The sequence below is a fragment of the Cellulomonas sp. NEAU-ZC6 genome (assembly GCF_056844425.1).
On sequence record NZ_JBXFYH010000003.1, the window covers coordinates 167,714 to 188,191 of the forward strand.

A 20,478-nucleotide genomic window follows, 5' to 3' on the forward strand; every position below is an offset into this window, starting at 1 on the left:
CGGCCGGGCCTCAGCGGCCCTGGCGCGGCAGCCGCGCCTGGCCGCGGGCGCGCTTGGCCTCGTAGAGCGCGACGTCCGCCCGGTCCAGGAGGTCCCGCACGGTGTCGCCGGGCGCGGCCGAGGCGATCCCCGCGCTCCACGGTGCGGCCGACCGCGCCCGCGTCCCCGACACCCAGCGGGCAGCCGCGTCGGCGTCCCGTCCGGGCAGCACCACCACGAACTCGTCGCCGCCGACCCGGCCGATGCAGGCGCAGGAGCCGAGCGCGGCACGCCAGGTCGCGACCAGCCCGGCGAGCACCTCGTCGCCGGCCAGGTGCCCCCGGGTGTCGTTGACGGTCTTGAAGTCGTCGACGTCGGCGGACACGACCGACAGGGCGGCACCGGTGCGGTGCGCCTCGCGCAGCTGCTCGTCGAGCCGTTGCAGCAGCGCGCCCCGGGTCAACGCGCCGGTCAGGTCGTCCGTGCTGGCGTGCCGGCGCAGCCAGTGGGTGACGTAGCCGAGCAACGAGGTGCTGGCGAGCGTCATGACGAACACGACGAGCCAGGACATGACGTGGAACGGCGCGGGGGCGACCAGCATCCCGGCCGTCACGACCCCGAGCGCGAGCGCGACGAGCGCCGCCGCCACCCGGGTCCGGAACGCGTACGCCGCGTACTGCGCCGCCGTGATGACGCCGAGCGACAGGACCACCAGCCCCTCGGCCGTGCGGCACGAGGCGATGAGCACCCCGGCCCCGAGCAGCGCGACGGCGAGCGCGCCCGGCATCACCCAGGGCCGGGTCGGCACCACCAGGACCAGCCCGGCGAGCGCGACCATCAGCCCGGCGACCGCGTACCAGCGCCCGACCGGCGTCTCGTCGCTCAGCGGCCAGAACCCGCCGCCCACGACCAGCACCGCCATCAGCCCGAGCGCGCACGCCAGGTGCCCCCGCGTGGCGTACAGCCGCGGGGCCGGGGCGTCGGACAGGCTCATGTCCGGTTCGTCGGCATCGCCGGGGCCCGCGGTGACTCCCGCGCCGGGTGAGACGCGTACGCTCCTGCGGTGCCTCTTCCCGCCCGGACCGGACCCGTCGTGGCGCTCGTCGGGGCGACGCTGTTCTGGGCGGGCAACTACGTGCTCGGCGCGGTCGCCGTCCGGGAGATGAGCCCGGTCGCCCTGACGGCGCTGCGCTGGGCCATCGCCGCCGTGCCCCTGCTGGTCATCGCCCAGGTGGTGGAGCGGCCGGACTGGCGCGCGGTGCTGCGGACCTGGCCCCGGCAGCTGGTGCTGTCGCTGCTCGGGATGGTCGGGTACGCCCTGTTCGTCTACACGGCGCTGCAGCACACGTCGTCCGTGAACGCGTCGCTGGTGAACGCGCTGAACCCGGCGCTGATCGCGCTGCTCGGTGCCGCCGTGGTGCGGCGGGCGCCCTCGCGCCGGGCCGCGCTCGGGATGGTCGTGGGCCTGGTCGGGGTGCTGGTCGTCATCACGGGCGGCCGACCGACCGGGCTGACCTCCCTGGAGCTGAACGTCGGCGACCTGCTGATGGTGGGCGCGATCGTCGTCTGGAGCGTCTACACGATCGGCGGGCGCTCGCTGGCGGGCGTGCCGCCGATCGCGTCCACCGCCGTGCAGGCCTCGATCGCCGCGCTGGTGATGGCGCCGTTCGCCGCCGCCGGGCAGGTGCACTGGCCGAGCAGCCGCGACGCGACCGTCGCGCTGCTGGTCATCGCGGTGCTGCCGTCCGTCGGGTCGTACCTGCTGTGGAACCTGGCGCTGCGCCGGGTGCCCCCGGCCGAGGCCGGGTCCTACCTGAACCTCATCACCGTCTTCACCGTCCTGATCAGCGCGCTGACGGGGTACGCGCTCGGTGCGGCGCAGGTGGTCGGCGGCGTGCTGGTGCTCGGCGGGGTGCTCCTGGTGCGGGAGCGGCCCGGTAGGGTCCCGGACCATGCGGCTGAGACCGTTCGCGACGTGCGACCTGCCGGGGATGTACCGGGTGTGCCTGCTGACGGGCGACGCGGGCACTGACGCCACCGCCGTGTACCGGGACCCCGACCTGCTGGGGCACGTGTACGCCGCGCCCTACCCGGTCGCGGACCCCACCCTGACCTGGGTCGTCACCGACGACGACGGCGTCGTGGTCGGCTACGTCGTCGGCACCGCGGACTCCCAGGCGTTCGCCCGCTGGCAGGAGGCACACTGGTGGCCCGCCCTGCGCGAGCGGCTGCCGCTGCGCCCGGCCCAGGACGGCACCCGGGACCACGAGCTGCTGCACACCGTGCACCACGGCGGGGAGTACGCCGCGGCCGTCACGGACCGGTACCCCGCGCACCTGCACATCGACCTGCTGCCCCGGGCGCAGGGTCAGGGGCTGGGCCGGGTGCTCATCACGACGCTCGCCGACGCCCTGCGTGATCGGGGCGTGCCCGGCCTGCACCTCGGCGTCGCCGCGGAGAACACCGGGGCGATCGCCTTCTACGAGCGCGTCGGGTTCCGCACCCTCGACACCCACCCCTGGGGCCGCACGCTCGGGATGGACCTGCGCCCGGCCGGCTGACCGCCGTGGCGCCGGTACGCGGCGGCGGGGGTCGCGTACCGTGACCGGCAGCGGCACCCGGCCGCACCGACCGCACGAGGAGGACCCGGGGTGAGCGACACCGGCTACGGCGACTTCGAGTTCGAGCGCCGGTTCTTCGTGCGCACGCCGCCGGCCGAGCTGCTGGCCGAGCCGGACCCGGTGCTGATCGTCCAGTCGTACTTCCTCGCCCAGGACGGCTACGCGCTGCGGCTGCGGGTGCAGGCGTCCGGGCTGCGGCTGCCGCTCGGCCCGGACTCCGACGCGCTGGCGGTGCTGGAGGAGGTCGGGGACCGGTTCGAGTTCTGCGCGCTGACGCTCAAGGGCCCGATGAACGTCGGCACCCGCTACGAGGCGGAGCGCGAGATCGACGTCACCGTCGGCATCGAGACGATCCGCCGCGGCGGGCACCGCATCGTCAAGAACCGCTACTCCGTGTGGCTCGGTGCCGACGGCTGGGTGGTCGACGTGTTCGGCGGCGCCAACAGCCCGCTGGTCATCGCCGAGTGCGAGCGCTCCGGGCCGGTCACGGACCTGCAGATCCCGGCGTTCTGCGAGACGGAGGTCACCGACGACCCGCGGTTCGCCAACGACGGGCTCGCGCGTGCGCCCTACGCCGGCTGGGCGGGGGAGTTCGAGCGCGAGCTGGCCCGACGTGGGCCGCGGTTCCTGCAGGACTTCGGCCGCAACGACGTGCAGCGCCGGGGCTGACCCGCCCGTGCGCCGGACGGGTGCCTCGGCGTGGCTGGCTTTCGATTGAAGCATCAACTATTGTCGCTTCCATGACCGCAGCCCCGCTCTCCCCGCTCCCGCAGGACCGGCTCGCCGCCGACACCGCGATGGGTCCCGTCACCCTGCTGGTCGGGGACCTCGACCTGCAGCTGCGCTACTACCGCGACGTGCTCGGCCTGCAGGTCGTCGAGCGCCCCGACGAGCGGATCGAAGGCGTCGGCCGTCCCGACGTCGTGGTGCTCGGCCGCGGCACCCAGCCGCTGGTGGTGCTCCGGCACATGCCCGACCTGCCGCCGACCGCCCGCGGCCAGGCGGGCCTGTTCCACACCGCGATCCTGTTCGACACCCAGGAGGCGCTCGCCGCCACGCTCGCGTCGGTCGCCGCCCGGGCGCCGCAGACGTTCGTCGGCAGCGCGGACCACCTGGTGTCCGAGGCGTTCTACCTGACCGATCCCGAGGGCAACGGCGTCGAGCTGTACTGGGACCGGGCGCGCGACCTCTGGGGCTACGACGACCAGGGCCGGGTGCAGATGGACTCGCTGCGGCTGGACCCGAACGACTTCATCCGCGGCCACGTCACCGACGCGGCCCTCGCCGCGCCGGCCGGCCGGCCGGTCGTCGGGCACGTGCACCTGCAGGTGGGCGACGTCGCGGGGGCGCGGGCGTTCTACGTGGACGCGCTCGGGTTCGACGTGATGGCCGAGTGGCACGGCGCGCTGTTCGTGTCGGCCGGCGGGTACCACCACCACATGGCGATGAACACGTGGAACTCCGCCGGCGCCGGACCGCGGGCGAGCTCGCTCGGCCTCGGCGAGGTCACCCTGGTGGTGCCGGGGACGGACGACGTGGGCGCCCTGCGCGAGCGCCTGGCGTCGCACAGGGTCGCGGTGCGCGACGACGGCGCCACCGTGACGTTCGACGACCCGTGGCGCAACGTGGTCCGCGTCCGCCCCGCCGCCGCGTAACGCGTCCGCCGCGGGCCTGTCCCCGGCCGCGCGGGCCCGTCCCGGTGCGCGAGGTCGTCACACGTCGGCGAGGTCGTCACTCGTGAGTGACGACCTCGCCGGGTTGTGACGACCTCGGGCGCTCCGCTCCGCTCAGCGCGCGGCGCCCGCCGTGTGCGCCGGGTCGACGCGCTCCGCGTCCCGCACCGGGCCGGGCGGGGTGCCGTCGCCGAACGGCCGGCCGGCCAGCTGCTCGCGCCCGTGCGGCGTCAGCCAGCCGCTCAGGTCCGGGCCGGCGGGCACGATCTGCGTCGGGTTCAGGTCCTCGTGCACCACGTAGTAGTGCCGCTTGATGTGGTCGAAGTCGATGGTGTCGCCGAAGCCCGGGGTCTGGAAGAGGTCCCGGGCGTAGGCCCAGAGCACCGGCATCTCGGTGAGCTTGGACCGGTTGCACTTGAAGTGCCCGTGGTAGACCGCGTCGAACCGGACCAGGGTGGTGAACAGCCGCACGTCGGCCTCGGTGATCGTGTCGCCGACCAGGTAGCGCTGGTGCTCGAGACGCTCGGAGAGCTGGTCCAAGCGGGAGAACAGCCGCCGGTACGCGCGCTCGTACGCCTCCTGCGAGCCCGCGAACCCGCAGCGGTAGACGCCGTTGTTCACGTCGGTGAACACCGCCCGGGTCACCTGGTCGATCTCGTCGCGCAGGTGCTCGGGATACAGGTCGGGGGCGCCCTCGCGGTGGAAGGCGGTCCACTCGGTCGACAGGTCGAGGGTCAGCTGCGCGTAGTCGTTCGTCACGACGGCGCCGGTCGGCACGTCGACGACGGCCGGGACCGTGATGCCCTTCTCGTAGCCCGGGAACCGGCGGAAGTACGCGTCCTGGATCCGGGGGATGCCGAGCACCGGGTCGACCCCGCCCGGGTCCAGGTCGAAGGTCCAGGACCGCGCGTCGTGCGTCGGCCCGCAGACGCCCATCGACAGCACGTCCTCCAGGCCGAGCAGGCGGCGCACGATGATCGCGCGGTTGGCCCACGGGCACGCCCTGGAGACCACCAGCCGGTACCGGCCGGGCTCCACGGGGTAGCCGTCCCGGCCGTCCGCGGTGATCCGCGTGGTGATGTAGCTCTGGTCGCGGACGAACTCCTCGCCGGTCGTCACGTACGCGCCGGCGGTGCTGAACTCCTGCTGGGTGGGGCCCGTGGTCATGCCCACGATCATCCCGCCTCGTGCGGGTGCGGCGCTCGTCGGGGCGGGCGACCGACGTCGCGGCCCGTGGGCGGTGCTGCCTACAGTGGCCGGGTCCCCGTCCTCGACCCCCGGAGACCCGTGCTCACCTCGACGTACCCGTCCCGACCCCGCGCGCCCCGCCCCGACGGGCCCCCGAGCCGCCGCTCCGGCCTGCGTGCCGGCACCGCGCTGCTCGCCGTCGCCGGGCTGCTGGCGGCGTGCACCGGCGGCTCGACGGACAGCCCGAGCCCCGAGCCCTCGGCCACGCCGGTGGTGCTGCGGTCCACGGTCGCGCTGCCGGACGCGGCGACGACCGTCGTGCCCGACGGCGACGCGGCCGGCACGGCCGTCGCCGTGAGCGAGGCGCTGTTCGCCGAGGCCCCCGTGGCGGTGCTGGTCGCGCAGGACGCGCCGGAGCTCGTGGCGCCGGCGGCGTCGGTCGCGGTCGCGCTGGGCTCACCGGTCCTGGTGGCCGGCGACGACGCGGTCGCCGACGAGCTCGCGCGGCTCGGCACCACCGAGGTGGTGCTGCTGGGCGACGTGCCCGACGCCGACGTCCCCGGCGAGGTCCGGACCCACCCGGTCGACGGGACGGACGCCGAGGCGCTCGCGGACCTGGGCGTCCAGCTGGGCGAGCAGCAGGACGTGCAGCCGGCCGGCCTGGTCGACGCCGTGGCCGCGCTGGAGCGGCCGGAGCCGGTGCTGCTGGCCGCACCGGAGGGCGAGCCGCGGGCGACCGCGACGCCGACCGGCGAGGCGACGGGCGAGGCGACCGACGAGCCCGCCGGCGACGCCGAGGACCGCCCGGCCCTCCTCGGGGCCGCGACCACCACGGTCGAGGCGCCGCAGGCCCCGCGGGCCGCCGCCCTGCTGGTCGACACCGCCACCGACGTCGCCGGCACCGCGATCGCCGCGGCCACGGCCCGCGCCGCGGGCGTGCCCGTGGTCGACGTGCCGGGTGGGGACCCGCGGTCGACCACGGAGACGGTCGAGGGCCTCACCGACGTCGCGACGGTCGTCGCCGTCGGGTCGTCGTTCGGCGACGCGCGCCGGCTGGGTCCGCGCGTCGCGTCGGCCGCGACCGGCGTCCAGCTGCCCGGCGGTGGTCAGCTGGTGTTCCCGGCCACCGAGCCGGGCAAGCGCTACGTCGCGCTGTACGGCACGCCCGGCACGCCGGCGCTCGGCGTGCTGGGGGAGCAGGACACCCCGGCGACGATCGCCCGCGCGCAGCAGACCGCCGCGCCGTACGACGCGCTGACGGGCGACACCGTGATCCCGACGCTGGAGATCATCGCGACCATCGCGTCCGCCGGTCCCGAGCCCGACAACTCGTACTCGCGGCCCCGCAGCATCGAGGACCTGCGCCCGCTCGTCGAAGCCGCGGGGGAGGCGGGGCAGGCCGTCGTCATCGACCTGCAGCCCGGCCGCACCGACTTCGTGACGCAGGCCCAGCAGTTCGCCGAGCTGCTGGAGTACCCGCACGTCGGGCTCGCGCTGGACCCGGAGTGGCGGCTCGCGCCCGACCAGGTGCACCTGCGCCAGATCGGTTCCGTCGGCATCGACGAGGTCAACGCCACCGCGGCGTGGCTCGCGCAGTTCACGCGGGACCGGCAGCTGCCCCAGAAGATGTTCCTGCTGCACCAGTTCTCGCTGCGGATGATCACCGACCGCGAGCGGCTCGACACGAGCCACGACGAGCTCGCGATGATCATCCACGCCGACGGGCAGGGCTCGCAGCCCGCGAAGGCCGGCACCTGGCAGACGCTGCACCAGGGTGCGCCGGACGTGCACTGGGGCTGGAAGAACTTCTACGACGAGGACACCCCGATGCTGGACCCCGCGCAGACGTACGCGGTCCAGCCGGTGCCGGACCTGGTCACCTACCAGTAGCGGCTCCCGGGTGGCGGCACCCCGTGTCGCCTCGGGGTGCTCCGCGTCAGGCGACGGCGGTCGCGGCGGCCTCGGCGCGCTCGTACACCCGCTGGTGGCCGGTGATCGCCGACAGCCGGAACGGGCCGCGGGTGACGTGGTCGACGTCGTGCGCGCCGCCGTCGACCGGGTTCACCGGGGCGACGATCGCGGAGTACTCCTCGTGCGAGATCCGCAGCCGCTCGTCGAGCAGCCGGCGGTGCGCGGCGGTGCGCAGGTGCGCGCGGTAGCCGGGCTGCACCACCCCGGTGAAGAACTCGCCGACGGCGCCGGAGCCGTAGCTGAAGAAGCCCACGCGGGTGCCGGCCAGGTCGTCCGCGGCGTGGTCGAGCAGCGAGACCAGCCCGATGTACATCGACGCCGTGTAGGAGTTCCCGATCTCGCGGTTGTACCGGAGGGTGTCGGCGATCTGCGCGTCCATGACGGTGGTGTCGCGCGGGGCGCCGGTGATCTTGGTCAGGTGCGCGTGCGCCTTGACCGCCATCTTGGTGAACGGCTGGTGGTAGACGAACGCGTCGATGTCGCCGAAGTCGGCACCGCCCTGCGCCCGGAAGTCCTGCCACGCGCCGGTGAGCGAGTCGGTGTACGCCCGCAGCGACAGCCGGCCGTCGACCACGGCGGTCGTGCGGTAGTTCGGGCGCCAGAAGTCCATGACGTCCGAGGTGTGCAGGCCGGACACGGGCTCGATCGCCACCAGGCGCGGGTTCGCGGTGATCAGCATCGCGACGGCCCCGCAGCCCTGGGTCGGCTCGCCCGAGGACCCGACGTCGTACCGGGCGACGTCGGCGCAGATGACGAGCACCTTCTGCTCCGGGTTCCGGGCGACCAGCGCGAGGGCCATCTGCAGCGCGGACGTGCCGGCGTAGCAGGCCTGCTTGAGCTCGACCACGCGCGCGGCGGACGACAGCCCCAGCAGCCGGTGCACGTAGACGCCGGCCGACTTGGACTGGTCGATGCCCGACTCGGTGGCCAGCAGCACCGTGCGGATCGCGGCGCGCTCGTCGTCGGCGAGGCCCTCGACCAGCGGCAGCGCGCCAGCCGCGGCGAGCGTCACGACGTCCTCGTCGGGCGCGGCCACGCTCATGCGGTCCTGGCCGAGGCCGACCGTGTACTTGGCGACGTCCACGCCGTGCACCGGGGCGAGGTCCGCCAGGTCGAGGTACCGGTCCGCGGTGGCGAACGCCAGGTCGTCGATGCCGAGCTGCATGTCGGGGTGGGATCCTCTCCGGCTGGACGTCGTCCGCGGCGGTGACCTGCGTCCGACGGGCCCCGGGTGCGGCCCGCCGTCGTCGGCGGTCACGCGAGGCCCGGACGACTGTAGCCCCGCGCTGCGAGCCCCGACCACCAGCGGCCGGCACTCTTCACCTGCTCCTCACGGAACGTGCCCGGTGCCCGAGATCATCCCGTTCGTGAACATGGTCACATGCCGGCTCCCAGGAGGCGCGGCGGGCCGGTGACGAGCCGGACGGGGGCGGGCACGGAACGGCGGTGCACCACCGCGAGCACGTGGTCGCCGCGGGCAGCCACCCGGGAGGTCAGCTCACCACGGCGGGCGAGGGTGCCGGGCAGCGCGACGCCGTCGACGACCAGCACGTCCGGCACCCGCTCGACCGTGTCGGGCCGCACCCGCAGGTCCTTCCGGAAGCCCTCCTTTGACCCGTCGCCGAGCGCCACCCGGGCGACGGCCAGCCAGGACCGGAGCACGTCGGCGGCGCGCCGCTCGTCACCGACCCGCGGGTCGGTGACGGCGGATTCCACGACCAGGTCCGGGAGCGCGTCGTCGTCGACCGGGGTGCCGTCGGTGCGCCCGACCACCCAGCGGGACAGGACGCCCGTCGGTTCGCCGTCAGCGCTGACCCGGGTGGCCTCGACGCAGCGCAGCGGGCCGTCCTCGGCCTGGTCCACGGTGTACGCGAGCCAGGCCCATCCGGTCGGTGCTGCCATGCCGCGCCCCCGTCGTCGCGGGCGCGGGTCGGCTCAGCCCTTCCCGGGCGCCCCGCGCTCCAGTGTGAGGTGCGCGGCCATCAGCTCGCCCGGGTTCGTCTGCGCCGCCATCAGCGACAGCTCGCCGCACAGCACGGTCGCCGCGCACAGCACCGCGAGCCGCCGGGCGTTCGCGCCGGGCTCGCGCTCCTCGCGGCAGCCGAGCCGCTCGAGGTTCTCCTCGACGAAGGCCAGCCCCTTGCCGTTGCCCACCGTGCCGACGATCAGGTTCGGCAGCGTGCAGGAGAAGTACAGGTCGCCGTCGCGCACCTCGGCGTGCGTCAGGCCCTGCGAGCCCTCGACGATGTTCGCCGCGTCCTGGCCGGTCGCCAGGTAGAAGGCGAGCAGCATGTTCGCGTAGTGCGCGTTGGCGGACCGCAGGCCGCCGGCGAGCATCGTGCCGATCAGGTTCTTCCGGATGTTCAGCTGCACGACCGCCTCGGGCGTCGTGTGCAGGAAGCGCTCGACCAGCCGGCGGGGGATGACGATCTCGGTGACGACGTTCTTGCCGCGGCCGAGGATGCCGTTGACCGCGGTGGCCTTCTTGTCGGAGCAGTAGTTGCCGGAGATCGAGCCGTAGCGCAGGCCCGGGACGGTCGCCAGCACGTGGTCCATCAGCTTCTCGGACGCGTTGGTCACCATGTTGTGGCCCGACGCGTCGCCGGTGGACAGCTCGAACCGGACGAACAGGAGGTTGCCCGCGATCTGGAAGTGCAGGTCCAGCAGCCGGGCGAACCGGCTGCTGGTCGCCACGACGGCGTCGAGCTCGGCGCGGTGCGTGGTCAGGTACTGCACGGCGGCCAGCGCCACGCCCGCGTCGTCGGCCTCCAGCAGCACGGACCGGGACATCCGCTCGTCGACCAGCGTCGCCCGGATGCCGCACTCGACCATCGTCGACAGCCGGGCCCCGCGGCGGACCGACGGCCACAGCGGGGACTCGTAGGTCGCCAGCGGGACCTCGGTCTCCCCGGCCATGACGTTGCCGCTGACCCGGACCGGGCCAACCCAGCGCAGGGGGACGGGCGCGGACGTGTCGGCGGCGGGCATCGGGACCTCCGGGTGCAGCGGGTGCGGGCGTCGGTCAGCGTAGACGCCGGGAGCGCGCGGGTCGTGGCGGACGTACCGTGCTGGCATGACGCGACCCCTCCGCATCGGAGTCCAGCTCCAGCCCCAGCACGCCGAGTACGCCCAGATCCGGGACGCGGTCCGCCGCGCGGAGGACCTCGGGGTCGACGTGATCTTCAACTGGGACCACTTCTTCCCGCTGTCGGGCGACCCGGACGGCAAGCACTTCGAGTGCTGGACCATGCTCGGCGCCTGGGCGGAGCAGACCAGCCGCGTCGAGATCGGCGCCCTGGTCACCTGCAACTCGTACCGCAACCCCGAGCTGCTGGCCGACATGGCCCGCACGGTCGACCACATCAGCGGCGGCCGCCTGATCCTCGGCATCGGCGCGGGCTGGTTCGAGAAGGACTACGACCAGTTCGGCTACGAGTTCGGCACCGCCGGGCAGCGGATCGCCGACCTCGCCGACGCCCTGCCCCGGATCAAGCGGCGTCTCGCTGCGGGCAACCCCGCGCCGACGCGCGAGATCCCGGTCCTGATCGGCGGCGGCGGCGAGAAGAAGACGCTGCGCGTCGTCGCCGAGCACGCGGACGCCTGGCACTCGTTCGGTGACCTGGACACGCTGACCCGCAAGAGCGCGATCCTCGACGAGCACGGTGCGGCCGTCGGCCGGGACACCGCGAGCCTGGTCGAGCGCAGCGTCGCGGTCTCCGCCGCGCCGGAGGACGTCGCCGCGCCGCTGGTCGACGCGGGCGTGACCCTGTTCACGGTCGGTGTGAGCGGCCCGGACTACGACCTCGGCCTGGTCGAGAAGTGGACCGCCTGGCGCGACGCCCAGGCCTGACCGGCCCTCCGGACCGGGCCCGCCCAGGGGCCCGGGCGTCGAGTGTCCAGAAACCCCGGGTGGTTCGTCCCGGATGTGAGCCGGTTTCTGGACACTCGACGGGGTGCGCGGGCCGGGGTGCGCCGGTGCGCGGGCCCCGGGTGCGTGGGCCGGGGGACCGGGGTGCGTGGGCCCGGGCCCTACCCTGGTCGCGTGAGCGAGACGAGCGACCTGACGTCCGTCGCCCAGGACTACCTCAAGGTGATCTGGACGGCGCGCGAGTGGTCGACCGCGCCGGTCACCACCAAGATGCTCGCCGAGCGGCTGGGCGTGGGGCCCTCCACGGTGTCCGAGACGGTGCGCCGGCTGGCGGACCAGGGCCTGGTCGAGCACGCCCCGTACGCCGCGATCACGCTCACCGCCGAGGGGTCGCGGCACGCGGTGCAGGTCGTGCGCCGGCACCGGCTGATGGAGACGTTCCTGGTCAACGAGCTCGGCTACGCCTGGGACGAGGTGCACGACGAGGCCGAGGTGCTCGAGCACGCGGTGTCCGACCTGATGGTGGAGCGGATCGACGCGCGCCTCGGGCACCCGACCCGGGACCCGCACGGCGACCCGATCCCCGCCCCCGACGGCACGGTGCCGACGCCCGCCGCCGACATGCTGTGGGAGCTCGCCGCCGGCTCGGGCCGGATCGCGCGGATCTCCGACGCCGACCCGGGGCTGCTGCGCTACCTCGCGTCCGTCGGGGTGGTGCTGGACGCCCGGGTGGAGGTGGTCGAGCGCCGGGACTTCGCCGGGATGACCGCGGTCAAGGTGTCCCCGCCGGACGCCGCCGACCCGGGTGAGGCTCGCCTCGTCGAGCTGGGCGAGCTCGCCGCCCGCGCGATCTGGGTGCTGCTCGACCCCCGGTGACCGCCCGGTAGGGTTGCCCGCACCGGAGTTGCGCCGTCGCTGCCACCGGGACGGGCTGCCGCACCCGTCGGTCGCGTGCGTCGCGCCGCTCGTGCGTGCCGCCGCAGGGACGACGACGCGGGAGCGCACTTGGACACCAGCACGCAGGGCCGCACGCCCGAGGTCGACTCGGACGTCGTGCTCGACCCGCACCTGGTCCGCCGCCGCGCGCGGCTGCCGCTGCTGGCGCTGGCGCTGGGCGGCTTCAGCATCGGCACCACCGAGTTCGCGACGATGGGCCTGCTGCCGCTGATCGCGGAGGACCTCCACGCCACCATTCCGGAGGCCGGGCACGCCATCACGGCCTACGCGCTGGGCGTGGTCGTGGGGGCGCCGCTGCTGACGACCATCGCCGCGCGGATGGACCGGCGCCGGCTGCTGCTGCTGCTCATGACCGCGTTCACGGTCGGCAACGTGCTGTCGGCGCTCGCGCCCTCCCTCGGCTGGCTGGTCGCGGCGCGGTTCGCCGCCGGGCTGCCGCACGGGGCGTTCTTCGGGGTCGGCGCGGTGATGGGCGCGCACGTCGCCGGCCCGGGCCGGCGTGGGCAGGCCGTCGCCACGATGATGGCGGGCCTCACCATCGCGAACGTGGTCGGCGTCCCGCTGTCCACGGTGCTCGGCCAGGTCTTCGGCTGGCGGGTGGCGTTCGTCGCCGTCGGCGTGCTCGGCGCGCTGACGCTGCTGGCGCTGTTCCGGTTCCTGCCCGGCCTCCCGGTGCGGGACGGTGCGACCGTGCGGGCGGAGCTCGGCGCGCTGCGCAACGGCCGGCTGTGGGCGGCGTGCGCCGCCGGCTCGATCGGCTTCGGCGGCATGTTCGCCGTCTACTCCTACGTGTCGCCGCTGCTCACCGAGGTGACGGGGATCGCCGAGGTCACCGTGCCGGTCGTGCTCGCCCTGTTCGGCGTCGGCATGACCGCGGGCACGCTGCTGGGCGGCCGGCTGGCCGACCGGTCGGTGGCCCGCACCGTGCTGCTGGGCTTCGCCAGCACGATCGTCGCCCTGGTCCTGATCGCGGTGCTCGCGCAGTGGGTCGTCCCGGGCGTGCTGGCGATCGTCCTGCTGGGCGTGACGACGCAGGTGCTCGGGCTCGCGCTGCAGTCCTGGCTGATGGACCTGTCCCCGTCCGCGCCGTCCCTCGGCGCGGCGCTGTGCCATTCCGCGCTGAACGCGGGCAACGCCGCGGGGGCGTGGGTCGGCGGGCTGGTCATCGCCGGCGGGCTCGGCTACGTCGCTCCCGCGTGGGTCGGTGCCGGCCTCACCGTGGTCGGCCTGGTGATCTCCGGCGCGATGCTCGGCGGCGCGGCCCGGCGGCGCACCGCCTGACCCGGTCCCGGGGCTCCGCTCCGGATCGCCAGCGGTTTCTCGCGCCGACGGCCGAGGGATCGGCTGGGGACGGGGGAATCGGCTGGCGATCCCGCGCCCGATCGCGCGTCCGGGCAGGGGCTCCGTGCTCGGTAGACTCCCGGGGTGACGTCGCCCGCCTCCACCCAGCCCGAGCCCGCCCCCGTCGCCGCGTCCGGCGGCCAGGACGTGCCGTTCCGCTACACCGCCGAGCTCGCCCGCGAGATCGAGCTCAAGTGGCAGGACGAGTGGGTCGAGCGCGGCACGTTCTTCGCGGCGAACCCGTCCGGCGCGCTGACCGACGGCGACGGCGCCGCCGCCCGCGAGGGTGCCCGCCCGTTCTTCGTGATGGACATGTTCCCGTACCCCTCGGGCGCGGGGCTGCACGTCGGCCACCCGCTGGGCTACATCGCCACGGACGTGGTCGCGCGGTACCGCCGGATGCAGGGCGACAACGTCCTGCACGCGCTGGGCTACGACGCGTTCGGCCTGCCCGCCGAGCAGTACGCCGTGCAGACGGGCCAGCACCCGCGCACGACGACCGAGGCGAACATCGAGATCATGGCGCGGCAGCTGCGCCGCCTGGGCGTCGCGCACGACCCGCGCCGGTCGTTCGCGACCATCGACCCGGACTACGTGCGCTGGACGCAGTGGATCTTCCTGCAGATCTTCGGGTCCTGGTACGACGAGGACGCCGTCCGGCCCGACGGCGGCCGGGGTGCCGCCCGCCCGGTGGCCACGCTGGTCGAGGCGTACGCGTCCGGAGCGCGGCCGGTGCCGGCCGGGATCGAGGGCGTCGAGGAGGGCGCCGCGTGGGCCGACCTGGACGAGGTGCAGCGCCGCCGCGTGGTCGACGCCCAGCGCCTGGCCTACGTGTCCGAGACGCCGGTCAACTGGTGCCCGGGCCTGGGCACGGTGCTGGCCAACGAGGAGGTCACCTCCGACGGCCGCTCCGAGCGCGGCAACTTCCCGGTGTTCCAGCGCACGCTGCGGCAGTGGAACATGCGGATCACCGCCTACGCCGACCGCCTGGCCGACGACCTGTCGCTGATCGACTGGCCGGAGAAGGTCACCGCGATGCAGCGGAACTGGATCGGCCGGTCCGAGGGCGCGCACGTGCACTTCGAGGTCACCGACGTCGACGAGCCGCTGACCGTCTTCACCACCCGCCCGGACACGCTGTTCGGCGCGACGTACGTCGTGCTGGCGCCGGAGCACCCGCTGGTCGACGCGATCGTCGCGGGCTCCGACGGGTCGTGGGACGACGAGGTGCCGCAGGACTGGCGCGGCGGTGCCGCGAGCCCGGCCGAGGCCGTGGCGGCCTACCGGCGCGAGGCCGCGGCCAAGACGGCCGTCGAGCGGCAGGCCGACGCCGGCCGCAAGACCGGCGTGTTCACCGGCGGCTACGCGCTGAACCCGGTCAACGGCGAGTCGCTGCCGGTGTTCATCGCCGACTACGTGCTGATGGGCTACGGCACCGGCGCGATCATGGCCGTCCCCGGCGGCGACACCCGCGACTTCGCGTTCGCCGAGGCGTTCGGCCTGCCGATCGTGCACACCGTCCAGGCCCCGGAGGGCCACGAGGGGGCGTGGACCGGCGAGGGCGCCATCATCAACTCCTCGAACGACGAGATCAGCCTGGACGGGCTGTCCGTCGCCGAGGCCAAGACCCGGATCATCGACTGGCTCGCGGAGCGCGGCGCGGGGTCGCGGACCACGACCTACCGGCTGCGCGACTGGCTGTTCAGCCGGCAGCGGTACTGGGGCGAGCCGTTCCCGATCGTCTACGACGAGAACGACCTGCCGATCGCCATCCCCGAGCAGTCGCTGCCCGTCGACCTGCCGGACGTCCCGGACTACGCGCCGCGCACGTTCGACCCCGAGGACGCGGAGTCCTCGCCCGAGGCGCCGCTGAGCCGCAACGACGACTGGGTCAACGTCACCCTGGACCTGGGCGACGGGCCGAAGACCTACCGCCGCGACACCAACACCATGCCCAACTGGGCCGGCTCCTGCTGGTACTACCTGCACTACCTGGACCCGACGCACGCGTCCGGCAAGGTCGTCGACCCCGCCCTCGAGCAGTACTGGATGGGGCCGGGCCACAACCCCGGCGACACGCACGGCGCGGGTGGCGTCGACCTGTACGTCGGCGGCGTCGAGCACGCGGTGCTGCACCTGCTGTACGCCCGGTTCTGGCACAAGGCGCTGTACGACCTGGGCCACGTGTCCAGCCGCGAGCCGTTCTACAAGCTGTTCAACCAGGGCTACATCCAGGCGTACGCCTACACCGACGCGCGCGGCGTCTACGTCCCGGCGGCCGAGGTCGTCGAGGACGACACGGTGGAGTCCGGGTTCAGCTGGAACGGCGAGCCGGCCTTCCGCGAGTACGGCAAGATCGGCAAGTCGCTGAAGAACGCCGTCTCCCCGGACGAGATGTACGCCGAGTACGGCGCCGACACCCTGCGCGTCTACGAGATGTCGATGGGCCCGTTGGACCTGTCCCGCCCGTGGGAGACCCGGGCCGTCGTCGGCGCCCAGCGGTTCCTGCAGCGCGTGTGGCGGAACGTCGTCTCCGAGGAGACCGGCGAGGTCACGGTGGTCGACGCCGAGCCGTCGGTCGAGACGCTGCGCCTGCTGCACCGGACGATCGCCGAGGTCGGCGAGGACATGCAGGGCATGCGGGTCAACACCGCCATCGCCAAGCTCATCGTGCTGAACAACCACCTGACGTCGCTGCCCGCGGTGCCGCGCACGGTCGCCGAGCAGCTGGTGCTCATGACCGCGCCCGTCGCCCCGCACCTGGCCGAGGAGCTGTGGGCGCGCCTGGGCCACGAGCGGTCCCTGGGGCACGAGCCGTTCCCGGCGGTCGACCCGCAGTACCTGGTCGAGGACACGGTGACCTGCGTGTTCCAGGTGCAGGGCAAGGTCCGCGGCCGCGCCGAGGTCCCCGCCGACGCCGACGAGGCCACGCTGCGCGAGCTGGCGCTGGCCGACGCCGGCGTGCAGCGGGCGATGGCCGGGCGCGACGTCCGCACGGTGATCGTGCGGGCGCCGAAGCTCGTCAACGTGGTGCCGGCCTGACGGTGCCGGCCGACGCGCCGTCGGACGGGAGCCCGCGCGGGCTCTCCGTCCGGCTGCGCACCCGCGTGCCCGGGCTGACCGCGTGGGCGGCCCGGGTCCGACGTCGCGGCACGCCGGAGCCGGCGCCCGTCGTGGTGGAGGTGCCGGCGGCGCGCGTCGCGGTGGTCACGGACTCGACGTCCTGCCTGACGCCGGCCGACGCGGCGGCGTGGGGCGTCGACGTGGTGCCGCTCGACGTCGCCGCCGACGGGGAGCGCTACCGCGACGGCGTCGACCTCGGGCCCGACGACCTGGCGGCGCTGCTCGGGTCCGGGCGGCGCGTGACCACGTCCCAGCCGCCGCCGGCCGCGTTCGCCGCCGCCTACGAGGCCGCCGCTGTGCGCGGAGCCGCCGAGGTGGTGTCCGTGCACCTGTCCGGCGAGCTGTCCGGCACCGTGCGCGCCGCGGGGCTCGCGGCCCAGCTCGCGCCGCTGCCCGTGCACGTGGTCGACTCCCGCAGCGCCGGGATGGGCCTCGGGTTCGCCGTGCTCGCCGCCGCCGACCTGGCGCGCGGGGACGTGTGGCGCGGCCCCGCCGACGGGACCGAGGTCGCCGACGCGGCGGAGCAGGTCGGACGGTCGACGGCCGCCTGGTTCGTGGTCGACTCCCTGGACCACCTGCGGCGGGGCGGCCGGCTCTCCGGTGCGGCGGCCGCGTTCGGCACCGTGCTCGGGCTCCGGCCCGTGCTGACCCTGCGGGACGGGCGGATCGAGGTCGCCGAGCGCGTGCGCACCCGGCGCGCGGCCCGCGACCGGCTGCACCAGCTCGCGGTGGACGAGGTGCGCCGCCGGGGCCCCGGCGTGCGGGTGGCGGTGCAGCACCTCGGGCGGGCTGAGGTCGCCGAGGAGCTCGCCGAGCACGTCCGGGCGACGCTCGGCCTGGACGAGGTGCTGGTGCGCGAGGTCGGTGCGGTGCTCGGCGGGCACCTCGGGGTCGGTGCGCTCGCGATGGTCGTGACCGACCGCTGACGGAGCGGGCACCGAGTCCTGCACAGCCTCCGGGCGCGGGCCGCGTCCCCAGCCGGCGGATCCGCTGACCCACGAGGTGCGGGTGGCGTTCCTAGCGTCGGCGCATGACCTGGTACGACGGTGGCCCGGCACCCGATCCCGCACGACGCGAGCGGGCGGAGCGCCGACGGCTGCGGGCGGTGCCCCCGCCCGACGACGCGCGAGGCGACCCGTGGCTCGAGCCCGGGCACCCCGCGCCCTGGACCGTGCCCGCCGCCCCCGGGGAGGGCGTGCCGCCCCCGGCCGACCCGGCGCGTGTCGTCACGCCGCCCGAGGCGGTGCCGGGTCCGGCGGCCGTCCCCGTCGTCGCGGGACCGGAACCCGCGGCCGTCCCCGTCGTCGGGGCACCGGTGGCCGGAGCGGCCGACGTCGCCTCGGAGCCGGCACCGGGGCACGAGCCGTCCGGCCCGGCCCGGTTGCGCGCGGTGGCGCAGACCGCCTCGGCCGCGGCGTGGGCACTCGATCCCGGCCCCGGCCCCGGCCCCGGCCAGGACGGGCCGCCGGGCTCCCGGCCCGCGGACGGCGACGACCGGCCCCGGCTGCTCGACGCGGTCCGCTGGCGGCTGCCCGCCCGCAGCGCCCTGGTCGCCGTGGCAGCGCTCGCGCTGGTGGGCGGCGCCGTCGCCCTGCGCGCCGCCGCGGGGCCCACCGGCGAGCCGGTGACCGTCGAGGAGCCGGTCGTCGCCCCGAGCGCGTCCCCGCAGGCGGAGCCGACGGCCGAGGTCGACGCGACGGTCTGGGTGCACGTGGTCGGCCAGGTCGCCGCGCCGGGCGTCGTGGGGCTGCCCGCCGGCTCGCGGGTGGGGGAGGCCGTGACCGCGGCGGGCGGGGCGCTGCCGGACGCCGACCTCGCGGGTCTCAACCTCGCCGCCGTCGTGCAGGACGGTGCCCAGGTGCGGGTGCCGGCGCCCGGCGAGGTGCCGCAGCCCCCGCCGGACGACGGCGGCGGCGCGGGCGGCGGCCCCGCGGCGCGCGGCGGCACGGTGGACGTGAACACCGCGGGCGCGGGGGAGCTGCAGGCGCTGCCCGGCATCGGGCCGGTCCTGGCCGACCGGATCGTCGCCTGGCGTACCGAGCACGGGGCGTTCGCCGACGTGGACGCGCTGCGCGAGGTGCCCGGCATCGGGCCGGCGGTGCTGGCGCAGATCCGGGACCTGGTGCGGGTGTGACCGCGCGGGACGAGGCCGTGGACCTGCGGCTGGTTCCGGCCGCCGCCGCCGTGTGGGCCGCGGCGGCGGTGGTGGTGCCGTGGTCGGCGAGGGCGCTGGTCGCGGCGGGGAGCGTGCTCGGGGTCGCGGCGCTCCTGGCGTGCGTGCTGGTGCGCGCCGCATCCTGGCGCCGCCGTGTCCCACGCGACGGGGACGACGCTCCGCGGCACCGGGGCGGTGGCCCGGCGGGTCCCGTGCTGCTCGCGCTCGGCGCGGTCGCCGTCCTGCTGGTCACGACCGCGGGTCAGGTGCGGGCGCGGGACGCCGGTGACCTCCGCGCGGCCGCGGAAAGGGGGCAGAGCGTCCGGCTCACGGGCGTCGTGCGGTCGACGCCGCAGCCGGTGACGGGGTGGGGACCGGCGTCGATGGTGCGGTTCCTGCTGGCCGCCCGGTCGGTGGAGCGTGCCGGCAGCGGGCGGGTCCCGACCGGCGCGGCGGTGGACGTCATCGCCCGGGCGGGGGCGGCCGAGCTCGTGTACGGCACCACGGTCGAGGTCGAGGTGCGGCTCGGCCCGGTTCCCGACGCCGGGCGCCGCGCGGTGGCCCGCGCCCGCGCGACCGACGCCCCGCAGGTCCGGGCACCGCCGCCGCTCGTGCTGCGCGCCGCCGACGGGCTGCGCACCGGCCTGGTGCGGACGTCCGCCGGGGTGCCCGGCGACGCCGGCCGGCTGCTGCCCGCCGTCGCGGTCGGCGACACCCGCGGCGTGGGCGACCTCGACGACGCGATGCGGGTCTCCGGGCTGGCGCACATCACCGCGGTGTCCGGCGCGCACTTCTCGCTGCTCGGCGCGGTGGTCCTGGCGACCGCGGCGCGCCTCCGGGTGCCGCGCCGGTGGCGCTGGCTCCCCGTCTCGGCGGTGATGCTGGGGTTCGTCCTCGTGGTGCAGCCGGGGTCGAGCGTCGTCCGGGCCGCGGTGATGGGCGCGGTCGGCGTGCTGGGGATCGTCGCCGGCCGGCCCGCGCGGTCGGTGCCGGCGCTGGCGTGCGCGGTGCTGGTCCTCGTCGTCGTCGACCCGTGGCTGGCGCGGGACGTCGGGTTCGTGCTGTCGGTGGTCGCCACGGCGGGCATCGCGCTGCTCGCGGGCCCCCTGGCACGGCGGTGGTCGGCCGCCGGCGGGCCGCGCGGGTCACCCGCGACTGGCCCGGGCGGCCGTCCTGGCGGCCGCGCCGACGGGTCCGCCGGCGCGCAGCAGGGCCCGCCGGCGGGACCGCTCGCGACGGCGCTGGCGGTGCCCGTCGCGGCCCAGGCGGTGTGCGCCCCGGTCATCCTGGTGCTGTCGCCCGCGGTGCCCACGTACGCGGTGCTCGCGAACGTGGTGGCCGCACCGGCCGTGGGCCCGGCGACCATCGGCGGGCTGCTCGCGGCGCTGCTCGGGCTGGTCTGGCCGACGGGCGCGTCGTGGTGCGCGCACGTCGCGGGCGCGGCGTGCTGGTGGATCGCGTCGGTGGCGCGCACGGCCACCGGGCTCCCCGGCGCGCAGGTGGCCTGGGCCGGCGGCGTCGTCGGCCAGGTGCTGCTGGGCTGCGCCTGCGCGGCGGCCCTGGCGCTGGTCCTGCGGTGTCGGCGGGGCATGGCACCCTAGG

At 75.6% G+C, this 20,478-nt stretch carries 17 protein-coding genes; 12 read left to right on the top strand and 5 right to left on the bottom strand.

All coding sequences use genetic code 11. The annotated features are described in order from the left end of the window. Positions 1-10 precede the first annotated feature (10 nt). Positions 11-973 (bottom strand): GGDEF domain-containing protein, encoded by a 963-nt coding sequence (locus tag AC1050_RS14375; protein WP_482388085.1) that lies wholly within the window; start codon positions 971-973, stop codon positions 11-13. Between the two features lie 69 nt (positions 974-1,042). On the opposite strand from AC1050_RS14375, the gene AC1050_RS14380 reads away from it, so the two are divergent. The 4 genes from AC1050_RS14380 to AC1050_RS14395 all read left to right on the top strand — a co-directional run bounded on the left by AC1050_RS14380 (position 1,043) and on the right by AC1050_RS14395 (position 4,255). Beyond that, positions 1,043-2,011: a DMT family transporter gene (locus tag AC1050_RS14380; protein ID WP_482388086.1), complete on the top strand. Its 969-nt coding sequence runs from the start codon at positions 1,043-1,045 to the stop codon at positions 2,009-2,011. After that, positions 1,932-2,540 (top strand): GNAT family N-acetyltransferase, encoded by a 609-nt coding sequence (locus tag AC1050_RS14385; RefSeq protein WP_482388087.1) that lies wholly within the window; start codon positions 1,932-1,934, stop codon positions 2,538-2,540. The genes AC1050_RS14380 and AC1050_RS14385 overlap by 80 nt, the downstream gene beginning before the upstream one ends. Before the next feature lie 90 nt (positions 2,541-2,630). Beyond that, entirely contained in the window at positions 2,631-3,269 is a 639-nt protein-coding gene (locus tag AC1050_RS14390; RefSeq protein WP_482388088.1) for a CYTH domain-containing protein, read from the top strand. Between the two features lie 71 nt (positions 3,270-3,340). Further along, positions 3,341-4,255 carry a VOC family protein gene (locus AC1050_RS14395; protein ID WP_482388089.1) on the top strand — a complete coding sequence of 305 codons (915 nt, stop codon included), beginning with the start codon at positions 3,341-3,343 and terminating at the stop codon, positions 4,253-4,255. A 132-nt stretch (positions 4,256-4,387) separates the two neighbouring features. Here AC1050_RS14395 and AC1050_RS14400 read toward each other — a convergent pair whose 3' ends face one another. Next, positions 4,388-5,440, bottom strand: a complete 1,053-nt coding sequence (locus AC1050_RS14400; protein WP_482388090.1) for a glutathione S-transferase family protein — start codon at positions 5,438-5,440, stop codon at positions 4,388-4,390. A 120-nt stretch (positions 5,441-5,560) separates the two neighbouring features. On the opposite strand from AC1050_RS14400, the gene AC1050_RS14405 reads away from it, so the two are divergent. Then, complete coding sequence (locus AC1050_RS14405; RefSeq protein ID WP_482388091.1) at positions 5,561-7,351, top strand: hypothetical protein; 1,791 nt, start codon at positions 5,561-5,563, stop codon at positions 7,349-7,351. A 46-nt stretch (positions 7,352-7,397) separates the two neighbouring features. On the opposite strand, the gene AC1050_RS14410 is transcribed toward AC1050_RS14405, so the two are convergent. The 3 genes from AC1050_RS14410 to AC1050_RS14420 all read right to left on the bottom strand — a co-directional run bounded on the left by AC1050_RS14410 (position 7,398) and on the right by AC1050_RS14420 (position 10,420). Continuing rightward, positions 7,398-8,597 (bottom strand): hydroxymethylglutaryl-CoA synthase, encoded by a 1,200-nt coding sequence (locus AC1050_RS14410; protein ID WP_482388092.1) that lies wholly within the window; start codon positions 8,595-8,597, stop codon positions 7,398-7,400. 212 nt (positions 8,598-8,809) lie between these two features. Next, positions 8,810-9,334, bottom strand: a complete 525-nt coding sequence (locus AC1050_RS14415) for a hypothetical protein (protein ID WP_482388093.1) — start codon at positions 9,332-9,334, stop codon at positions 8,810-8,812. A 33-nt stretch (positions 9,335-9,367) separates the two neighbouring features. Next, positions 9,368-10,420 carry a hydroxymethylglutaryl-CoA reductase gene (locus tag AC1050_RS14420; RefSeq protein WP_482388094.1) on the bottom strand — a complete coding sequence of 351 codons (1,053 nt, stop codon included), beginning with the start codon at positions 10,418-10,420 and terminating at the stop codon, positions 9,368-9,370. 85 nt (positions 10,421-10,505) lie between these two features. Between AC1050_RS14420 and AC1050_RS14425 the strand changes: the two genes are divergently transcribed. The 7 genes from AC1050_RS14425 (at position 10,506) to AC1050_RS14455 (ending at position 20,477) form a co-directional block, all read left to right on the top strand. Continuing rightward, the gene (locus AC1050_RS14425; protein WP_482388095.1) at positions 10,506-11,282 is read left to right on the top strand and encodes an LLM class F420-dependent oxidoreductase; all 777 of its coding nucleotides are present in this window, start codon (positions 10,506-10,508) and stop codon (positions 11,280-11,282) included. Positions 11,283-11,474: 192 nt separating this feature from the next. Continuing rightward, a complete protein-coding gene (locus tag AC1050_RS14430; RefSeq protein WP_482388096.1) occupies positions 11,475-12,176 on the top strand; it encodes a metal-dependent transcriptional regulator in 702 nt (233 codons plus the stop codon). A gap of 129 nt (positions 12,177-12,305) precedes the next feature. Next, the gene (locus AC1050_RS14435; RefSeq protein ID WP_482388097.1) at positions 12,306-13,538 is read left to right on the top strand and encodes an MFS transporter; all 1,233 of its coding nucleotides are present in this window, start codon (positions 12,306-12,308) and stop codon (positions 13,536-13,538) included. Between the two features lie 144 nt (positions 13,539-13,682). Next, positions 13,683-16,640 carry a leucine--tRNA ligase gene (gene leuS / locus AC1050_RS14440; protein WP_482388098.1) on the top strand — a complete coding sequence of 986 codons (2,958 nt, stop codon included), beginning with the start codon at positions 13,683-13,685 and terminating at the stop codon, positions 16,638-16,640. Between the two features lie 2 nt (positions 16,641-16,642). Beyond that, positions 16,643-17,647 (top strand): DegV family protein, encoded by a 1,005-nt coding sequence (locus tag AC1050_RS14445; RefSeq protein WP_482388099.1) that lies wholly within the window; start codon positions 16,643-16,645, stop codon positions 17,645-17,647. A 104-nt stretch (positions 17,648-17,751) separates the two neighbouring features. Beyond that, the gene (locus tag AC1050_RS14450; RefSeq protein ID WP_482388100.1) at positions 17,752-18,855 is read left to right on the top strand and encodes a ComEA family DNA-binding protein; all 1,104 of its coding nucleotides are present in this window, start codon (positions 17,752-17,754) and stop codon (positions 18,853-18,855) included. Next, a complete protein-coding gene (locus tag AC1050_RS14455; protein ID WP_482388101.1) occupies positions 18,852-20,477 on the top strand; it encodes a ComEC/Rec2 family competence protein in 1,626 nt (541 codons plus the stop codon). The genes AC1050_RS14450 and AC1050_RS14455 overlap by 4 nt, the downstream gene beginning before the upstream one ends. The last annotated feature ends 1 nt before the right edge of the window (position 20,478 follow it).